The following is a 19,468-nucleotide window of genomic DNA, read 5'->3' as shown; positions in this document are numbered from 1 at the left end:
GTCGATTCACCTGTTTAAGAATACGTAGAGGTGATCATGAATAATACTGATGAGCAAAGGGCCTCACCCTGGCATGCTGGTGAGCGGCAGTTGCAAGAAAGTGTCGGCGTGGCGCAGCAGATGGAGCAATTTGGGCGAAAGGTTGTTCGCGACTACATGCCGGATCAGCATCGCTCGTTCTACAGCCAGCTTCCTTATCTAGTGTTGGGTGCGGTTGACGAAAAAGGCATTCCTTGGGCGACGTTGATAGAAGGCCCTCCAGGTTTCGTTCACTCACCCGATCCACGCATTTTGCAACTCGACCGCCTTCCCGCAGAGGGTGACCCAGTCAAAGCAGCTTTGGTAACGGGTGCCGCAGTCGGGCTGCTCGGCATCGATTTGAAGACCCGAAGGCGCAATCGAATGAATGGCAACATCAGTACCGCCTTATCTGGCGGTATTGCCGTTTCTGTCGTGCACGCTTTCGGCAACTGTCCGCAATACATCCAGTTGCGGAGCGTAGAACCGGTCAGCGTTGGTCGGCCCTCATCCAATGTTGCAGCGGAATGCTTAAGCGAATTGGACGAGGCCGCAAGCGAGATGATTCGCAAGGCCGATACCTTCTTCCTCGCCAGCTACATCGACCTCGAAGGAGATTCATCCAGACGCTCGGTGGACGTCTCGCACCGCGGAGGTAACCCCGGCTTTGTCAGGGTCCAAGGCAATGTTCTGACGATTCCCGATTTCGCTGGCAATCTGCATTTCAATACATTGGGCAACTTGTTGCTCAATCCTAAGGCTGGATTGGTCTTTGTCGATTTCTCGTCAGGTGATGTGCTTCAGGTGGCAGGGCGCACTGAGATTATTCTTGAGGGGCCGGAAGTCGCAGCATTCCAAGGGGCGGAAAGACTCTGGACTTTAACGGTAGAGCATGTCGTTAGAAGGCGAGGCGTACTGGCCCTGCGCTGGGCGCTTGAAGGTTTCTCGCCTAATAGTCTGATGACTGGCAGTTGGGAAAAAGCAGAAGGCCGCTTAAAGGCCGATGCACTACGCGACCAATGGCGGCATCTGCGCGTGACCCGTATCGTTGAAGAGAGCAGCACCATCAGTTCTTTTTATCTGGAACCTGACGATGGGGCAGGATTGCCGCGCTTTGAGGCTGGCCAACATTTACCCGTACGGTTTCACCTGGCTGAAGGACAGCCACCCCTGGTCCGAACTTACAGCGTGTCGAGCGCACCTTCTGACACTTTCTTCCGGATCAGTGTCAAGCGTGACGGGTTGGTTTCGTCGCACCTGCACAACCAGATTCGGGTGGGGGATCTCATTGAAGCTCGTGCCCCCCAAGGTCGTTTCACAGTGCACGCCGATGAGCATCGGCCATTGGTTCTATTGGCCGCTGGCGTTGGGGTCACGCCGTTGCTGTCGATGCTGCGCGAAGTCATCTATGAAGGAGAACGAATCCGTCGCACTCGGCCGACCTGGTTCATTCAAAGCGCGCGTAGTCTGGCGGAGCTGGCATTTCGCGATGAACTGTTTGAACTGGCGACCCGTGCAAAAGACAAGATTCGCGCATTGCGACTTCTAAGTCAGCCGGAGCAACACGCTCGCGAGGGCGAAGACTTCGAATTAGCTGGACGTGTGGACGTAGCTTTACTCAAAGCGCTGTTGCCCTTGGATGATTATGACTTTTACTTGTGCGGTCCGGGCGCCTTCACCCAGGCTCTATACGATGGGCTACGAGAACTACGCATTGGCGATGATCGCATTCACGCCGAAACATTCGGGCCTTCGACTCTGGTTCGATTACGCGATCAGTTGACCCCGGCGGTAGAGCAAGTTCCGCCAGCCAGTGGACCGGTTAAAGTGCTGTTCGCGACTTCTGCGAAAGAGGCCCGTTGGGAACCAGGAAACGGCAGCCTGTTGGAGCTGGCTGAAAGTCGTGGTCTGAATCCGGACTTCAGTTGCCGCGGCGGGTCATGTGGGACTTGTCGTACAAAATTGATCAGTGGCGAAGTGCACTATTTGAACTTGCCCGCTGAAATGCCGGCGCAGGGAGAGGTCTTGATTTGCTGCGCAGTACCAGCGCAAAGCAAGGAGGGCGACGCCCCCCTGATTTTGGATCTGTGACATGAACGCCTTCTCTATCGCTCATCCCGCGAGACGCGGGTTGAGCGCTTGAGCCAAACCGCCTTCACGGTCGAGTTGAGCGAGGTCGTCAAATCCACCCACATGCCAGTCGCCGATGAAAATTTGCGGAACCGTGCGACGGCCGCTGCGATTTATCATTTCGATCTTCTGATCAGCTGACTGAACGTCGATTTCGGTGAAAGAAATACCTTTAGAGTCAAGCAGCTGCCTAGCACCACGGCAGTAAGGGCAGGTGCTAGTGGTATACATAATGATTTCAGGCATGAAAACTCCTCCTCGTTTAGACAATGTCAGGCTGCGGCTTTTTCTTCGCGAGCGTGTGCAGCGCAGGTATCAGGGTACTGTGCCAACGATTTGAAGCTGCGGTTATCAGAGTCAAGAGCGTCAACCGATCCGGTTTCGATGTCGTAAACCCATCCATGCAAATTCAACAAGCCTTTTTCCTGAGCGATGCGCACGCTCGGGTGAGTCTGGATGTTGGCGAGTTGGGCAATCACGTTTTCTCGAACCATCGAGCTTACTTTTGCCGCGTCATTGACGTGAGAGCGAGACTCGTTGATTACTTTTGCGGACTCTGCATGCTGCAGCCAACCGGCGACGGCGGGAAGGTGATCCATGCATTTGCACTTGGCGACAGCCGTCATTGCACCGCAATCCGAATGGCCGCAGATCACGATGTCGGTCACCCCGAGCACCGCCACGGCATATTCGACCGTTGCCGACACACCGCCTGGATGGGGGCTGTACGACGGCACGATATTGCCCGCGTTCCGGATTACGAACAGCTCGCCAGGTTCTTGTTGCGTTAACAGTTCCGGTACTACGCGGCTATCTGAACACGTGATGAACAACGTGCCTGGATGCTGTGTGGTGGCCAGGTGTTTGAACAGGTCTGTCCGTTGCGGAAATGCTTCTTTCTGAAACTTCAAAAAACCTTCAATGAGCGCTTTCATGGGATTGGCCTTTAGCAGGTAGTTAAGTTGGGTGACATTCAGTTAGTACAGCCGCGACCTATCACGCTGTATTCAAGAGCACGAGTGTCACCGTGCGAATCTTTGTAGGTCATTTGCACTGGCACTGGACCGCAGATGTCTGCTGCTTCAGTGATGTTGATGACCTTGGCAATATCCAAGTGCATGCCGTAGACATACGGAGTGGCTTTTGTCGCAACTGAAACTTCCTGTGCATAGGCCGACAACGAAGCTGACAGGGACAGGGCGAGAAACAGAAATTTTTTCATGACGAATCCTCCATTTAGATTTGGTGAGTCGGTGAAATGGGTAAATGTGTTTGGGCTGGCCCGCTTCGAGTGCGAGCCGAATTACATTTCCAGTCGCTTTCTTAGAAAGGACGCAGTGGCAGGAACTTGCCGTCGAGGGTGATCAACGCGCGGTGGCCGCCTTCAGGATCCTCAACTTTTTTCATATCGAGCTTGAAGTTAATCGCGCTGATGATGCCGTCGCCGAACTGTTCGTGAACCAAGGCTTTCAAAGTAGTGCCGTAGATTTGGATCATTTCGTAGAAGCGGTAGATGGTCGGGTCTGTAGGGACCCCCGAAAGGCTTCCACGCAGTGGGATGATTTGCAGGCGCGCTATCGAGTCGGCGTCCAGGTCCAGTTTTTTACCGATCACTTTCGCGGCAGTTTCTGGAAGTGGGTGCTGGCCGAGGAGGGCGGCGGTCACGTAGGCCAGACCGAGGCCAGTGCCTTCTGCCATGTCTTCGAAAGACAGGTTTTTGCGGGCTTTGGCGTCCAGAATTTTAGCGGTCAGTTCAAGACTGGTGTCGTTGTAAGCGTGGGACTGTTGCATGGTGTTTCTCCTATCGGAATGCTTGGGTTAGTGCGGCTTGGTGTGAAGCTATGTTCTGCCGTTTGCTTGATAGCGTCCAAGACCGATAGACAATGCTTCGCATAAGCTCAACCTATAGATTCGAGTCGGGAGAGTTCATGAACGTTTAAAACTCGGAAGCGATATTGCTGATTACTGGCGGTTACTTGGTTTGGTTTGGTTTGGTTTGGTTTGGTGCAGTTGAACGCGGTTCCCGAGAAATCGCAGTGTTGGCTGAACCAGGCACAGAAGCTCAGCCTTTCTTTTTACTGATCAGATTCTCCGACACAATCTCACGGACAACGTTGACGAAAGCCCGAAGCCCCGCAGGCATATGACGATTCGCGGGATAGTAGAGACGCAGTCCCGGATACGGAGGTGTCCAGTCCTCCAGTACGCGGATGAGTCTTCCGGACGCAATATGGGCTGAAGCGGCGAAATCATTGGTCCAGGCTATGCCGGCACCTTGCAAAGCAGCCTCTAACATCAAGTGGTGGCTATCGAGGGTCAGCGATCCTCTGACATCGACTGATTGCTCTTCACCGCGCTTCTCGAATTCCCATTTGTAGATCGTGCCGCTGGGGAAGCGCACGCGTATGCAGTTGTGTGCGAGCAGGTCTGCCGGAACTTTTGGTTTTTTGCATTTCGCGAAGTACTGAGGAGAAGCAACCACCGCAAAACGGAGCGGTGGAGTGATCGCAATGGCGATCATGTCCTGCGGAACGCTTTCCGCCAACCGTATGCCGGCGTCGAATCCACCAGCGACGATGTCTACCAGGCTTCTATCGGTGACGATGTCCACCCGCATGTCTGGATAACGCCTCAAATACTCCAGTACCACCGGGGTTAGCACCATTTGCGCGGCACCTTCGGAGGTGTTCAGCCGCAGGGTTCCCGCCGGTGTATCGCGGAACTCGCTAACCGCCTCCATGGCCGCGGATATATCACGCAGAGCGGGCTGCACTCGAACCAGAAATTGCTCGCCTGCTTCAGACAGCGAAACACTGCGCGTGGTCCTGTGGAACAACCTCACGCCAAGGCGTTTCTCCAGGGCGGCGATCGCATGACTGAGTGCTGATGGCGACATTCCCAATTCCACTGCCGCACGACGAAAGCTGCGATGAGTGGAAACGGCGACCACAGCGTTAAGTTCGAGGAGCCCGGATTTCTGCATTGTGCTAATTCCTGCATCAGTTCATACGATATTAGCCTGATTGTTTGCGACAGTGCTGAGGCCTATCTTGATCGCAGCAACTTAACTGGATCGGGCCCCTATAGCGGGAATGGTGACATCCCAGGCGCCCAGCAGCCATTACACATGCGAGGACTAATTCATGACGCGTATCACTACACCGTTCGGGTTTCACTCAACCGCACAAGAGGTCATTGAAGGGGTCGACCTCACTGGTAAACGGGCGATCATAACGGGAGGGGCCTCCGGTATCGGCATTGAGACAGCGCGCGCATTGGTCAACGCCGGCGCAAACGTGACGCTTGCAGTGCGGCGTCCGGAGGCGGCGGAATCGGTAGCCGCCGAACTGCGCTCGGAGGGCAGGGGTAATGTTGATATCCGTTCAATCGATCTGGCGGATCTGTCCTCTGTGAAATCGTTTGCTGAGGCTTGGTCCGAGCCACTTGATATCCTGGTCAATAACGCAGGGATCATGGCAGTTCCTGAGCGCGAGTTGACAGCGCAGGGTTGGGAAATGCAGTTTGCAACCAACTTTCTCGGCCATTTTGCGCTCGTGCTTGGGTTGCAGGACGCCTTGACCAAAGCCGAGGGAGCCCGAATTGTTTCGCTGAGTTCAAACGCTAATCTTTTGGGGCCAGTGGTTTTCGATGACCTCAATTTCGACTTCCGCCCATACGATGCTTTCGCGTCATATGCCCAGGCCAAGTCGGCATGCGCGCTCATCGCAGTAGAGATAACGCGCCGCTGGGCAGAGCGAGGCATTTTCGCTAACGCTTTGAACCCAGGGGCAATCGCAACCAAACTTCAGAAGCACACCGGTGGGCTTAAGACGCCAATTGAACGTCAGAAGAACGTGCAACAGGGGGCAGCGACATCTGTATTACTGGCGGCGTCTGCGCTGTTGGAAGGCATTGGTGGTCGTTATTTCGAGGACTGTAACGAGGCGCTGGTAGTCACCAAACGGCCCGCCGATTACACGGGCGTTGCACCTTACGCTGTTGACCCTGATAACGCGCAGCGCTTGTGGGAGATCGCCACTCGAATGATTGGGTGAAGTCATCTCCAGGAAAGAACCTTAAAACATTTGTGCTCCACGCCTCCAATCATTCGACGTCATCGCTTGGGCGCTTGAAATCGTCGAAAGGTGCTTCGGACGCTTACCGCAAAATTCGATGTTGTCTGCCTCTCAAGAGCCGGCACATTTATTGCTTTTCTAGCAATAAATTGACTTATAGCTAGCAAAATATGAGAGGCCTTTGATTATGATTGCCACGTCGCGCCGCGCGGTTGTCTGTACACCTCATGCTGAAGCGAGTGCTGCCGGCATGCGCGTTCTCGACGCGGGAGGCACCGCGATCGACGCGATGTTGTCGGCCAGCGCCATGCTTGCAGCGGTTTTTCCGCACATGACCGGGCTGGGCGGCGATGCGCTGTGGATGATCCATGATCGTCAGGTACGCACCATTGTAGGGATCGGGCAGGCCGGGCAGCGCTTGCCAGAGGCCGGCAAGATCAGCCTGCGTGGACCGGCTTCGGTCGCCACGACGGCGGGTGCCCTGGCCAGTTGGCAGACGGCGGCGACTATCAGTCGGCATGAGTGGGGCTCGAAACTGGGCTGGGCCGATTTGCTGGAGGACGCGGCATTCATGGCCGGGCAGGGCACGCCCGTCTCACAATCGCAATTGTTCTGGCAGACCCTGCGCCAGCCGCTGATCGAGCAACTACCGGGTCTCCATCACCTGTGCAAGACCGAAGGTCGCTGGTTGCGCGAGGGCGACATTCTGCGCCAGCCAGAACTGGCCAATACCCTTCGCCATCTCGGGCGACACGGTGTTGAAGACTTTTATCACGGCGAACTCGCGCAAGCCTTCGGCGCTGCATTTGACCGCTTGGGTTGCGGCTTGACGGCCGCCGACCTGGCTCAGACCCGAGCCCTTGAAGCCGCACCGATTTCCGTGCGTTATCGTCAGGGCACGCTGTACAACGTCGCGCCGCCCTGTCAGGGGCTCTATACCTTGCAAGCCATGGCCGCGCTGCAACACAAGCCACTGGCCGACGTCGGCAATGGCAGCGCGCTCTACTATCACTACCTGGTTGAAGCGATCAAACAAAGTCTGCTGCGCCGCAATGCGCAATTGTGCGATCCGCTGACGTCTGAGCGGGATTTCACCTCAAGCCTGCACGCGGCGCAGATTCAAGCCTATGCGGATGCCATCCATGATCAGCGTGCGGCGCCCTGGAACGAACCCGGTCGTCCCGCCGACACCGTCTGGATGGCCGCAACCGATGAGCAAGGGCGTACTGCATGTCTGATCCAGAGCCTGTTTCATGATTTCGGCTCCGGCTGCGTCCTGGGCGATACCGGCGTGCTCTGGCAGAACCGTGCCGCCGGGTTCAATGCCGACGCCAGTCATGTCAACGGCTGGGCGCCGGGCAAGCGTCCGGCGCATACCCTGAACCCTTCCTGCTACCTGGCCGACGACGGGCGTCGCTGGTTTTTCGGGACGCAAGGAGGCGATGGCCAGCCACAGACGCAAATGGTCCTGGCGACGCAGTTGATCGACTATCAGCAACCCATTGACCTTGCCCTGCAGACCCCACGCTTTCTGCTCGGCCGCAGCTTTTTCGACAGCACCGACAACCTCAAGCTGGAAGGCGATATCCACGAGTCGACGATCACAGGACTCGCCGCACTGGGCCACGAAGTGGAAGTGATTCCGGCACTTAGCGCCATGACCGGCCACGCCGGGATCATCGCGATTGGCGCCGATGATCACCGCAGTGCAATGCACGATCCCCGGGGGGAGGGCGTCAGCCTCGGTCAATCGAGCTGAGCTGCCGGTCACAAGGTTTGCCGCCGCCCGGGCGGCTGGCGGATAATGCCGCCCATTGCTTACCGTCAGCAGTTTTGCGCGACGGCATGAGGCCTTTTTTGAAAAAGAGGAAAGGATGGGCTTGACCACAGTCACCGCCAAACAGCTTGAGGTCCAGCGCATCGTCGATGCGCTGTATAAGGCCATCGCACAGCATCGTCTGCCGCCTGGCACGCGATTGATCGAAGCGCAGATCGTCGAAACGCTGCAAGCCAACCGCAATCATGTGCAGGTCGCATTGCAGCGTCTGGCCATGCAAAAAGTCGTGACCATCGAAGCCAACCGAGGCGCAATGGTTGCACAGCCAACCGCGCGCGAGGCGAAGGATATATTCAGCGCTCGGCGGGCCATCGAGCGGGCCATTGTCGAAGCGATCACCCCGGCGGTCATGCGCAAACAGCGCCAGCGCGTGGCCAGCCACATGAACAACGAACGCAAAGCCACCAACGACACCGACCGTCGCGCCATCGTCAGGGAACTGAGTGAGTTTCACTTGATGCTGGGCGAGCTCTGCGGCAATACCGTGCTCAGCGATATCCTCGCCAACCTGATGGTGCGCAGTTCGTTGATCGTCGCGCTGTATCAGCGTAACGACGTACCGTCCTGCGCGTCCGATGAGCACCAGGAAATCATCACGGCGCTGGAAGCGGGCGATAACGCCAAGGCAGTCAAGGTCATGATCGAACACCTGGACGAGCTGGAAGGGCAACTGGCTCTGGAAGAATCAGCGCCTGAAGAGTTCAATCTCAAGCAGGCGTTGAGCGACTGAAATATTGCCGCAAGCCACGCTATGGCTTGAGTAATACCCCTGCTGGCCTGCTGAACGTTTGACGCCCAGCCTTGTAGCCCATTAGCGGCGCGCTGATCTCGGCAATCACCGCTGCCGGTGAAGGCGCGTCGAAGACGATGAAATCTGCACGGCAACCAGGTAGAAGGCCGTAATCCGTCAGGCGGAGCAGGCGCGCCGATTCACTGGACACCCATGACAGGCATTGCAGCAACTCCGGCACAGTGCCCATCTGACTGACGTTGGCGAACAGATTGGCCTGGCGAATCAGCGAAGCGTCACCATAGGGCGTGAACGGGTTGCCGATGTTGTTGGTCGAGACCGAGCAGGTCACCCCGCAGGCATGCAGTTGAGCCAAGGGTGCAAGACCGCGTGGTTTGTTATGAAAGGCATCGCGCCCCATCAGGAACAGATCGGTGCTGGGCAGGCAAGTGACCTGCACGCCAACGTCCGCCAACTGCCGGCCCAACTCCATCAACTGTTCACGAGGCAACGTCGATAGTTTGGTGACATGGCCGATGGTCACTCGACCGCCCCAGCCATGCAGTTGCGTACAGCGGGCAACCTCCATGACGGTCATGCCTTCAGGATTCAGATCGAAATCCAGGTGCAAATCCAGATCGCAATCGTAAGTTACGGCCAGTTCGAACAGGCGCTGAATCTGCCCGAGAGGATCACTGTCCATGTAGGGGCAGCCACCAAGCACCGTGGCGCCGCTCTCCAGCGCCTGGCAAAGCAGGGCTTCGGTTCCGGGGTTGTTGAGCAGTCCCTCTTGAGGAAATACGCAGATCTGGAGCGTGATCGCCCAGGCGTAATCGGTCTGCAGGCGTCGAATCGCATTGAAGCCGATCAGCCCTATTTGCGGGTCAAGTTCGACGTGGGTGCGCATGAACGTGGTGCCCTGCAGAATCGCCTTGTCCAGCACCTGTGCACCGCGCAGATAGATGTCTTGCTCGGTGAATTCGGCTTTCGCCGCCCGAGTCTGGGCAATTGCTTCGGCCAGCGTGCCTTGCTGCAAATGGCAGCGCTGCATGATGCACGCCTTGTCCAGATGGATATGGGTCTCGACCAGCCCCGGTAGCAACAGGCGGCCCTGCAGGTCGAGGGTTTCCCATGCGGTAGTGGCCGGGTGAAAGGCCGGGACGAAACAGCCATTCTCGATGTACAACACCGCGTCCGCAGAGGTCTTTTCGCCGACGCGTGCATTGATGATTTTCAGGGCACTCATGCGCTGACGCCTTCGCCCAGATACGCGGCGGCCAGTTCGTCGTCGCCGCGCAACTGTGCGGCGCTCCCGGATTTGACGATGCAGCCGGTTTCCAGCACGTACGCCCGATCGGCGACTTGCAAAGCAAGGTTGGCCATTTGGTCCACCAGCAACAAGGTCACACCATCGTCGCGCAGGGCTGCCAAGGCGTCGTACAGCTCGCCGATCATGGCAGGGGAGAGGCCCAGCGACGGTTCGTCGAGCAGCAGTATTTTGGGTTTGGCCATCAAGCCGCGCCCCACGGCAACCATCTGTTGTTCGCCACCGGACAGCAGGCCCGCCGGGCTGTCGATGCGGTCGCGCAAACGCGGAAAGCGCCGCAGGAACGCCTCGATTTCGGCATCGGCGTCGAACGCTTCGCGCCGCGAATAACCACCCAGCAACAGGTTGTCGCGCACTGTCAGGTACGGGAATACCTGGCGACCTTCCGGAACCAGTGCCAGACCTTTACCGGCGATGCCACTGGCGCTGACCATCTCAATGTTTTCGTTGTCCAGCAGGATGCTGCCGCTGGCGGCCCGATGCAGCCCGGCCAGGCACTGCAAGATGCTTGATTTACCCGCGCCATTGGCGCCAAGGATCGCCACCATCTCGCCGGGATTGACCACGAGGTTGACCTTGTTGACCACCGGCGCTGCGCCGTAATCGATCACCAGATCTTTGACGTACAAGCGTGCGTCGCGACTGCCATCCCAAGTCTGTTCACGAGGCGTCGCCTGATAGTCGGTCCCGCCCAGATAGGCGGCTATGACCTGTTTGTTCTGGCGGATTTCGGCCGGTGTACCGAAGGCGATGGGCTTGCCTGCGTCCAGCACCAGCAGGCGTTCCGACACCGACATGACCAACGCCATGTCGTGCTCGACCAGAATGACCGTCAAGCCGAAATCCGCCAGTTTGCGCAGCAGCAGCGCCAGGTCATCGGTGTCACGTCGGCTCAGGCCAGCGGCGGGTTCGTCGAGGAGCAGCACCGCCGGCGCGGTCGCCAATGCCCGGGCAATTTCCACCAGACGACGATCCACGTGGGGCAAGTCCTCGGCGGCGATGTTGACCGCGCCGCGATAGCCGACCAATGCCAGCAGATCCAGCGCAAGGTCGCGCTGCTCGGCACTGCAAAGCCTGAACGGTGATCCGAGGCGGCCTTTCTGCATGGCCACCAGCAGATTGTCGAGCACCGACATATCGCCGAATAACTGAGTGGTTTGGTAAGTGCGCGCAATCCCGGCGCGGGCCGTTTTCCAGGCGGGTAAACCAGCGAGGGCGGTTTGCAGTTCGATCTGGCCACTGTCAGGCGTGTAGAAGCCACTGATCATGTTCAGCACCGTGGTTTTGCCTGCACCGTTGGGCCCGATAATGCTGGTGATGCTGGCGGCGGGGGCATCCAGATTGACGTGCTGCGCGGCCTGGACGCCGCCGAAGCGAATGCCGATGTCGGTGACGCGTAAACCGCTCGAAGCCCCTCGACTTTGCAGATGCGCGGCCAGCCTCGCTTGATTGATCGTGTTTGGTGGTACCAAGTGCGTTGGTTTGATCCAGCGACGAGCGAGCGCACCCAATAACCCGTTGGGGGCGATCCACAACACCACCAGAAGCAAGGTCGAGAAAATCAACAGGCGGTATTCGGCGAAATCCGAAAGTAATTCCGGCACCAGCACAATCAGCAACGCCCCCAGTAAAGGGCCGAACAATGTCCCGCTGCCACCGACAATGACGGCCAGCACGAACAGGATCGATTGCGAGAACGGAAAGGATTCGGGGTTGATAAACATCAACAGTGGCGCCAGCACAGCACCCGCCAGACCGGTCAGCGCGGCCGACAGGGCGAAGGCCAGGGTCTTGCTCAGAACCGGATTGAACCCCAGCGAGCGGGCGGCAATCTCCGATGCCTTGACGGCGAGCATGGCTTTGCCACAACCGCTGTGGCGCAGACGCTGATAAAACGCAAGGGCGCCGATCATCAAGGCAGTGGCCAGCAGTGCCAGGAGGATGGCCGGATCGAGTCCGGCGAACTGCGGTAACGGAATGCCCATCAAACCGTTGGAACCACCGGTAACGTCACGCCATTCGATCAGGCTGTGATGGACGATGAAGGCAAACGCGATGGTGATCATCGCCAGATAAGGACCGCTGACACGCAACGCAGGAATCGCCAGCAAAGCGCCGATCAGCCCGGTGACGACAGCCGTCACCGGCATCGCCAGCCACAACGGCCAGCCCGCGATGGTCAGCAGTGCCGAAACATAGGCGCCGATGGCATAAAACGCGATATGGCCGAAGGAGATCTGGCCACTCAGGCCAATCAATATATTCAGCCCTACACCGACCACTGCCGCCAGCGCGCAGAGGGTGAAGACCAACAGGGAATAACTGTCTAGCGTGAACGCCATGACAACGCAGAGCAGCGCCAACAACGCAATGAACACCGGGCCGAGCAGAGTTTTGAAGTCATTCATACTTTCACCAGTGCCTGACTGCCGAACAGGCCGTTTGGACGGATCGCCAACGCCAGAATCACTAGGGCGAAGGTTAATATCTGCGTGAAGGCCGAGCCGAAATACAGGGTGATTAGCGCCTCCGAGAGACCGAATATCAAGCCGGCGGCAAAGACCCCTCCGGCGCTGGTAATCCCGCCAAGGATCGCTACGGCGAACGCCTTGAGGCCGAACAGCAAACCCATCTCGGCATTGACGCTGAACAGGGGCGCAATCAGCAGACCCGCCAGGGCCGCGAACACGGTTGAGATGGCGAAAGCGATGGCAACCACCCGATTGACGTTGATGCCCATCAGCATGGCCGCACGTGGATTTTGCACGCAGGCCTCCAGCACCTTGCCCAACCGGGTGTAACGCCGGACCAGAAATAGCGCGAGCGCGATGGTTCCGCCGGCCAAGGGGATCAACAGTTGCAGCGCGCCAACACTGGCGCCTGCCAGCTCGACATTGACGTTGAGCAGACTGCTGGTGAATTGCCGAGGCTCTTTGCCGAAGGTGAACAACGCCAGGTTATCGACCAGAATGCCGCCGGCCACCGTTGCCATCAGCCAAGCCTGAGAACCACGACTGTGAAACGGCCGCACCAGCCAGCGCTCGATCACCAGGCCATACAGCGCACTGAGGATCAGCGTTGCCGGCAGTGCCAGCCACATCGACCATCCCCAGGTGATGCAAAAGGTGTAACCCAGAACGGCGCCGACCATCATGGCGCTGCCTTGAGCGAAGTTGACGGTGCGTGAAACCACGTAGGTCAGGTGAAAACCCAGCGCCAGCAGGGCGTACATACTACCTAGCCCAAGGCCGGTGACGATGGCGGCGGTGAACATGGCGAACTCCTCAGGGCTTGAGTGGAACGATCTGGCCGTCGACGAAATGAGTGAACAGATAGTCGTCCGGCCCCAGCGCGTCATGTTTTTGTGCCGTAAACGGCTGCTGGTACTGTTTGATCAGGCCGTCATAGCCCTCGATCGCATAGAAGCCGTTGCGCACGGCAGGGCCATCGGTATTGCCTGCCTTTTCAATGGCCAGAGCACTCAAGTGCAGAGCATCGTAAGCATTGGCAATGCCCACGGCGGGCGTGACGTCGGCCAGGCCTTTGATCTGCGGATAAGTTTTTTTCAGTGCGGCGAGCACTGCATCGCCCTTGGCGCTGTTGTGTTCTGTGAACACGTAGGTCTGGACGAAGTGGACCCGCGAAGCGTTCGGGCCGGCCAATTCACCGAAGCGGCCACCGGCCGGGCCCCAGTGTGAAACCACCGGCACGTCCCACCCCATGCGATCCAGAGACTTGACCACTTGCGCCGATGGGCCGACGTTGCCGACCATCAGCAGGGTGTCGGCGCCGGCGTTTTTAAGGCGAGTGAGCTGAGGCACCACATCGAGATCGCTGTCCTGGATACGCTCGACGCCGGCATTGGCCAAACCGCGTTTCTCCAGGGCGCGCTTGAAGCCCGCTTCATTGGATTCGCCCCACGGGTTATTGATGAGGATCATCCCCGGCTTCTTCATCCCTTTCTCGACGCCGTATTCCACCAGCGCTTCGTCCACCAGTTCGTCGACGGCAGAGACGCGGAACACATAGTTATCCGCAGCACCGTTTTCGGTGATTTTCGTGCCGGCGGCCCAGATGCCCATGAAGGGCACTTTCAGCTGGTTGGCCAGAGGCACGATGGCCAGGGAAACCGGGGTGTCCAGCCCACCGAAGAGCACGGTGACTTTCTCGCGCTGAACCAACTCGCGCGCCGCCAGCATGCCTTTGGACGGATTGCTTTCGTCGTCGCGACGCACCAGCTCGAGTGGTCGGCCGAGCACGCCACCCTTGGCATTGACCTCATCGATGGCGATGGTCAGGCCGCGAGTCAGCGCTTCGCCGGATTTCGCCGACTGACCCGAAAGGGCTGCGACCAGACCAACCTTGATCGGAGGCTCGGCCGCCTGGGCACCACCAAACAAAGCCATATTGAGCGTGACTGCCGCAGCCACGGGAAACACAAGACGCTGCAGGTTTAAAAGCGGGAAGGCCATTGATCGTTCTCCTGATTGCTAGCATTTGCATAATTATTGCTAGCAAGTAGGATGCCAGTCAGCCGCCCCAGTAAAACCGGGTGACGGGGCACAAACAACTTGGACTAAACGCGCCAAATTAACGCGCCCTGCACTAAGCAGAGGCGTCGATCCAGTGCTTATCAATAGTCAGTCAGGAGATTCGACGATGTCGCAGGCAAATACAGACGTGCAGATTGTTAGCAGCTTTCTCGAGGCCTCCATGGCGCCCGATCCCGTCAGGGCCGCAACCTTCATGAGTGCCGATGTGAAGATCACTTTCACCGGCGGCCGGGTCATGCCCGACCCACAGGCCATCACGGCGTTCAACGGTTCCCGTTATGCCTGGGTAAAAAAAGCCTTGGGCAACTTCGACTGGATGGATCGCGGTGATCACACCGTGGTGTATTCCAACGGGACCTTGTATGGCGAGTGGTCCGATGGCCGCAGTTTTTCCGGAAATCGCTATCTGGATCGATTCGAAGTGCGCAACGGCAAGATCACCCACATGGATGTCTGGAACGACAGCGCCGAATGGCTTCTGATGCCGGAAATCGCCAAGGCTTGAGTTCACGCAGTGTTGAGGCGACAGGTCGGGTCACCGGTCAGGAACAAGAAGCCAGCGCAACAATGTTCAGAAGTTGTGTCCTGATTTTATGTGCATACAAAAACGCCGCTCAATGAGCGGCGTTTTCGGAGCAGGCAGTGAAGCACCCCTGAATGTTGCGAGCCTTAGGCGTCGCCGTTCCAGGGGCGGTCTCCATTCTCGTCCTTGATGCGGGTCGGCAGACCCATTACATCCAGTGCCTTGAGGAACGGCTCAGCCGGCAGCTCCTCGACGTTGGCCATACGCTGGACATCCCACTCGCCGCGGGCGACCAGCAGGGCAGCAGCGACTGGCGGTACGCCAGCGGTATAGGAAATGCCCTGGCTGTCGGTTTCGGCAAAGGCTTCCTCGTGGTCGGCCACGTTGTAGATGAACACTTCACGCGGCTGGCCATCCTTGGTGCCTTTGACCAGATCACCGATGCAGGTCTTGCCGGTATAGCCGGGCGCCAGCGAACTCGGATCAGGCAGCACGGCCTTGACCACTTTCAGCGGCACAACTTCCAGGCCTTCGGCGGTCTTGACCGGTTGCTCGGACAGCAGGCCGAGGTTCTTGAGTACGGTGAACACGTTGATGTAGTGCTCGCCGAAGCTCATCCAGAAGCGCACGTTGGGCACGTCCAGATTCTTCGACAGCGAGTGCACTTCATCGTGACCGGTCAGGTACAGATTCTGCGACCCTACGACTGGCAGGTCGTCGGTGCGCTTGACTTCGAACATGGTGTTACTGGTCCACTGGCTGTTCTGCCAGCTCCACACCTGTCCGGTGAACTCACGGAAATTGATTTCCGGATCGAAATTGGTGGCGAAATACTTGCCATGGGAACCGGCATTGACGTCGAGAATATCGATGGATTCAATTCGGTCGAAATACTGTTGCTGCGCAAGTGCAGCATAGGCGTTGACCACACCTGGGTCGAAACCCACACCGAGAATGGCAGTGATGTTCTTCTCTTTACACTCTTCGAGATGATTCCACTCGTAGTTGCCGTACCAGGGCGGCGTCTCGCAGATTTTGCCCGGCTCCTCGTGAATGGCAGTATCCAGATAGGCTACGCCGGTATCGATACAGGCACGCAGTACCGACATGTTGAGGAACGCGGAACCGACGTTGATGACGATCTGTGATCCAGTTTCGCGGATCAGCGACTTGGTCGCCTCGACATCCAGCGCATTCAGCGAGAAGGCTTTGATGTCGGCGGGTTGTTTGAGGCTACCCTTGGCCTTGACGCTATCGATGATGGCCTGGCATTTGGAGATGTTGCGCGACGCGATAGCGATACGACCGAGTTCATCGTTATGCTGTGCGCACTTGTGGGCCACCACCTTAGCGACACCTCCTGCACCAATGATAAGAACGTTCTTTTTCAATTGCTTTTACTCTCCTTTATCTGTCCGTTTACGAAAGGCTGGACAGGTAGTCTTCATAACCAAATTGGCGCACCACTTCGACCGTTCCGTCGAGTTGCTTTACCACGATGGATGGCATTTTCAGGCCGTTGAACCAGTTTTTCTTGACCATGGTGTAACCCGCGGTATCGATGAATGACAGTCGATCTCCGATGGCCAGCGGACGGTCAAATTGGTACTCGCCGAAGATGTCCCCGGCCAGGCACGACTTGCCGCACACCATGTAGGTGTGTTCACCGTCGCTCGGTGCCAGTTTGGCGTTGAGGCGATAAATCAGCAGGTCAAGCAAATGGGCTTCAATGGAGCTGTCCACCACTGCCAGGTGCTTGCCGTTGTAGAGGGTGTCGAGCACCGTCACTTCCAGCGAGGCACTGTTGGTGATCGCCGCTTCGCCGGGCTCCAGGTAGACCTGCACGCCGTACTTTTGCGAAAACGCCTTCAACCGCGCACAGAAAGCATCCAGCGCATAGCCTTCACCGGTGAAGTGAATACCGCCGCCCAGGCTGACCCAGCTGACCTTGTGCAGCAGCTCACCGAAGCGTTCTTCGATGGTGCAGAGCATTTGGTCGAACAGACCGAAGTCACCGTTCTCACAGTTATTGTGGAACATGAAGCCGGATATCTGATCGATAACGCCTTCGATCTTCACCGGGTCCCATTCGCCAAGACGGCTGAACGGACGCGCCGGGTCGGCAAGCAGATAATCGGAACTGCTGACTTGCGGGTTGACTCGCAGGCCGCGGACTTTGCCTTCAGCGCGCTTGGCAAAGCGTTGCAGCTGGCTGATGGAGTTGAAGATGATCTTGTCGCAATTGTCGAGCATCTCCTCGATCTCATCGTCGGCCCAGGCCACGCTGTAGGCGTGGGTTTCGCCTTCGAACTTCTGCCGGCCGAGCTTGAGCTCGTACAGCGACGACGAGGTGGTGCCGTCCATGTATTGCTGCATCAAATCAAACACCGACCAGGTCGCGAAGCACTTGAGCGCCAGCAGGGCCTTTGCCCCGGACTGTTCGCGCACATAGGCAATCTTCTGCATGTTGGTCAGCAGTTTCTGTTTGTCGATGAGGTAGTACGGTGTTTTGATCATTTCGAGGCCTCCGGCAAGGCCAGCCAAAAAAGGATGCGCATTGTGCCCGGACTGACTCCATATCGAAAGAGCTGAGCGTACGACTCATTGAGCTAATCAACACGCAGGGCGCGAATGTTGGCTGATGTCAGGCTCTGAGCAAGGGGTTTCGAAACGAACTTGATTGAGGGGAGGGAAGTGCACCATCGCGGAAGGGATGCGCTGATGGAATTGCTGAATTGAGGTTAGAGTGGTCGTCCATTTCTGTTTTCGCGCAGTTGCATCAAGCGGTGCCAGCGAACGTCCAGAGCCAGAAACTGTACATCTATCGCTATGTGACCAATGAATCGTCCGCTGTTTATTTCTCTGGATGGGCCCAAGGGCACCGGTAAAACCACACTGTTGGAGGCCGTTACGAAAGTACTGAGGGCTGACAATAGGAAAGTTGTCCGACTTTGCGAGAGGAAAAGCGATCCCTACAGGGGTAAAACCATGGCCCTGGTTAACAAGCTTGCCAGACATCCTTCCAGGGATCTGGAGTGGGCTGTGTGCCAGAGCTTTGCTGAAAGCCGCTGCTGGATTTCCCGACACGTACTGACTAAACAGCCGCTGGACAGCATCATCTTGATCGATCGCTGGTATCCGTCTGATGCCGCGTTTCGACAAACAATCCCGTTTGCCGAGATTCTCCAGATGAACATGGATCGAGACGTGCGAGTGCCAGACCTGCATGTCGGCGTCGTCACCGCGCCGGATATTTCATGGGCAAGGGCCGCGACACGATCGCGGGGACTGGGCGGCACTGTGATCCAGAAGTACGCAGAGCACGTCGCGTGTACCGAGTTGTTCGAACAAGCGATTGCCGATCACGGCTGGGTTCTATGCCGTAATGAAGGAACGATTGAAGTCGCAACGATGCAGGTGGTTTCTGAGATCTATGAGGTGTTGGGCTGATTGTCGAAATAGAGGCAGGTGTTGCTGCAGGGATGTATAGCGCAATACACGATTTAACATAATATACATTACACGTAACACGATGTTTCGGGATTAGCCCCGTTGCTGTCGAGATTTTTTAAATATGCGAATAAACAGCTAAATATGAAACGGCCGGAAAATCAGCCCCTTTGTGGCCCCCCCTTAAAGATGGCGCCTTAAGTGGCGCTACCATTTTTGTTTCGAAAGCCTTGTAGGTCGTGCCTTTGAGAACATTCCCCACTCTCGGAGACGCCATTTCAGTGCTTTTTAATCTGGCGGAATAGGCCCTAACACGTGGTATGACTACTTTTTCTTTGGTTCGGGGCGCCGTATGCCGCGTAGAAATGCTTCCACACGTGCTAGTAAGCGCCCATTTCGAGCATGTTGCACCAGTGCAATAAAGAGCCCGAATGCACGACCATTTTTAAAACTGGCTAAAACCTTTAAAAATGACCCCGTCTGTAGCCCAATGAAAACGATGGTTTGCGATTTTCTGAAACCTAAAAATCGCTTTCAATATGTGCTTGGCCGCGTAGGTTCGATCGTTCGCATCAGAATATTCCAGTCTCATCGACCGGTAGGCGAAGATCCAGAAAGATCGAATATCAGGGCAGCAACCCGGAACTACACCTAGGTAGTCTAAACCTCGCCTGCGCCATGAAAGCTAAGCTTGGTTGAGGGCGTGCAACACTGGCGCGCGTTGCGTGGATAAACATTGGAGTGAGCGACCGATATTTCGGCTCGGAGAGATTCAATTGGGAGGGTTAGCGCTATATAGGCGAAAGAAGCGTATCGAAAGGTGT

Annotated in this window: 17 protein-coding genes; 6 read left to right on the top strand and 11 right to left on the bottom strand. The window is 57.1% G+C overall.

All coding sequences use genetic code 11. The features are described 5' to 3' along the window. The first annotated feature begins 36 nt into the window (after positions 1–36). Positions 37–2,109: a 2Fe-2S iron-sulfur cluster-binding protein gene (locus ACA043_RS15135; protein WP_497657310.1), complete on the top strand. Its 2,073-nt coding sequence runs from the start codon at positions 37–39 to the stop codon at positions 2,107–2,109. A 21-nt stretch (positions 2,110–2,130) separates the two neighbouring features. Here ACA043_RS15135 and grxC read toward each other — a convergent pair whose 3' ends face one another. The 5 genes from grxC to ACA043_RS15110 form a co-directional block, all read right to left on the bottom strand. After that, positions 2,131–2,394 carry a glutaredoxin 3 gene (gene grxC / locus ACA043_RS15130; RefSeq protein ID WP_187680565.1) on the bottom strand — a complete coding sequence of 88 codons (264 nt, stop codon included), beginning with the start codon at positions 2,392–2,394 and terminating at the stop codon, positions 2,131–2,133. A 26-nt stretch (positions 2,395–2,420) separates the two neighbouring features. Beyond that, the gene (locus ACA043_RS15125; protein WP_497613950.1) at positions 2,421–3,083 is read right to left on the bottom strand and encodes a carbonic anhydrase; all 663 of its coding nucleotides are present in this window, start codon (positions 3,081–3,083) and stop codon (positions 2,421–2,423) included. Positions 3,084–3,121: 38 nt separating this feature from the next. Further along, positions 3,122–3,370, bottom strand: coding sequence for a DUF2790 domain-containing protein (locus tag ACA043_RS15120; protein ID WP_497657309.1), 249 nt, complete (start codon positions 3,368–3,370; stop codon positions 3,122–3,124). 101 nt (positions 3,371–3,471) lie between these two features. Next, positions 3,472–3,939, bottom strand: coding sequence for a cyanase (gene cynS, locus ACA043_RS15115; RefSeq protein WP_187680568.1), 468 nt, complete (start codon positions 3,937–3,939; stop codon positions 3,472–3,474). A gap of 271 nt (positions 3,940–4,210) precedes the next feature. Next, the gene (locus ACA043_RS15110; protein ID WP_489880485.1) at positions 4,211–5,131 is read right to left on the bottom strand and encodes a LysR family transcriptional regulator; all 921 of its coding nucleotides are present in this window, start codon (positions 5,129–5,131) and stop codon (positions 4,211–4,213) included. 160 nt (positions 5,132–5,291) lie between these two features. On the opposite strand from ACA043_RS15110, the gene ACA043_RS15105 reads away from it, so the two are divergent. From ACA043_RS15105 to ACA043_RS15095, 3 genes are all read left to right on the top strand, one after another. After that, positions 5,292–6,203: an SDR family NAD(P)-dependent oxidoreductase gene (locus tag ACA043_RS15105; RefSeq protein ID WP_497657308.1), complete on the top strand. Its 912-nt coding sequence runs from the start codon at positions 5,292–5,294 to the stop codon at positions 6,201–6,203. Positions 6,204–6,411: 208 nt separating this feature from the next. After that, positions 6,412–7,983 (top strand): gamma-glutamyltransferase family protein, encoded by a 1,572-nt coding sequence (locus tag ACA043_RS15100; RefSeq protein ID WP_497657307.1) that lies wholly within the window; start codon positions 6,412–6,414, stop codon positions 7,981–7,983. A 115-nt stretch (positions 7,984–8,098) separates the two neighbouring features. Further along, positions 8,099–8,791, top strand: a complete 693-nt coding sequence (locus tag ACA043_RS15095) for a GntR family transcriptional regulator (RefSeq protein WP_187679868.1) — start codon at positions 8,099–8,101, stop codon at positions 8,789–8,791. Positions 8,792–8,810: 19 nt separating this feature from the next. Here ACA043_RS15095 and ACA043_RS15090 read toward each other — a convergent pair whose 3' ends face one another. Genes ACA043_RS15090 through ACA043_RS15075 form a run of 4 tightly spaced genes read right to left on the bottom strand, consistent with a single transcriptional unit; the run spans position 8,811 to position 14,590 of the window. Continuing rightward, a complete protein-coding gene (locus ACA043_RS15090; RefSeq protein WP_489880489.1) occupies positions 8,811–10,037 on the bottom strand; it encodes an amidohydrolase family protein in 1,227 nt (408 codons plus the stop codon). Continuing rightward, a complete protein-coding gene (locus ACA043_RS15085) occupies positions 10,034–12,526 on the bottom strand; it encodes a branched-chain amino acid ABC transporter ATP-binding protein/permease (protein WP_497657306.1) in 2,493 nt (830 codons plus the stop codon). Before ACA043_RS15085 ends, ACA043_RS15090 begins: the two co-directional genes overlap by 4 nt. Continuing rightward, a complete protein-coding gene (locus ACA043_RS15080; RefSeq protein WP_497657305.1) occupies positions 12,523–13,392 on the bottom strand; it encodes a branched-chain amino acid ABC transporter permease in 870 nt (289 codons plus the stop codon). Before ACA043_RS15080 ends, ACA043_RS15085 begins: the two co-directional genes overlap by 4 nt. 10 nt (positions 13,393–13,402) lie before the next feature. After that, positions 13,403–14,590: an ABC transporter substrate-binding protein gene (locus tag ACA043_RS15075; RefSeq protein ID WP_497657304.1), complete on the bottom strand. Its 1,188-nt coding sequence runs from the start codon at positions 14,588–14,590 to the stop codon at positions 13,403–13,405. A 187-nt stretch (positions 14,591–14,777) separates the two neighbouring features. Here ACA043_RS15075 and ACA043_RS15070 point away from each other — a divergent pair, with 187 nt between their 5' ends. Further along, a complete protein-coding gene (locus tag ACA043_RS15070) occupies positions 14,778–15,176 on the top strand; it encodes a nuclear transport factor 2 family protein (protein WP_401264131.1) in 399 nt (132 codons plus the stop codon). Positions 15,177–15,340: 164 nt separating this feature from the next. On the opposite strand, the gene ACA043_RS15065 is transcribed toward ACA043_RS15070, so the two are convergent. After that, a complete protein-coding gene (locus ACA043_RS15065; RefSeq protein ID WP_187679874.1) occupies positions 15,341–16,585 on the bottom strand; it encodes a saccharopine dehydrogenase family protein in 1,245 nt (414 codons plus the stop codon). A gap of 28 nt (positions 16,586–16,613) precedes the next feature. Continuing rightward, positions 16,614–17,711, bottom strand: coding sequence for a carboxynorspermidine decarboxylase (locus ACA043_RS15060; protein ID WP_489880492.1), 1,098 nt, complete (start codon positions 17,709–17,711; stop codon positions 16,614–16,616). A 321-nt stretch (positions 17,712–18,032) separates the two neighbouring features. On the opposite strand from ACA043_RS15060, the gene ACA043_RS15055 reads away from it, so the two are divergent. Next, complete coding sequence (locus ACA043_RS15055; RefSeq protein WP_489880493.1) at positions 18,033–18,644, top strand: dTMP kinase; 612 nt, start codon at positions 18,033–18,035, stop codon at positions 18,642–18,644. Positions 18,645–19,468: the final 824 nt, after the last annotated feature.

Source organism: Pseudomonas sp. LBUM1648 (genome assembly GCF_059716145.1).
This window is presented reverse-complemented; position numbering and strand designations above follow the sequence as displayed.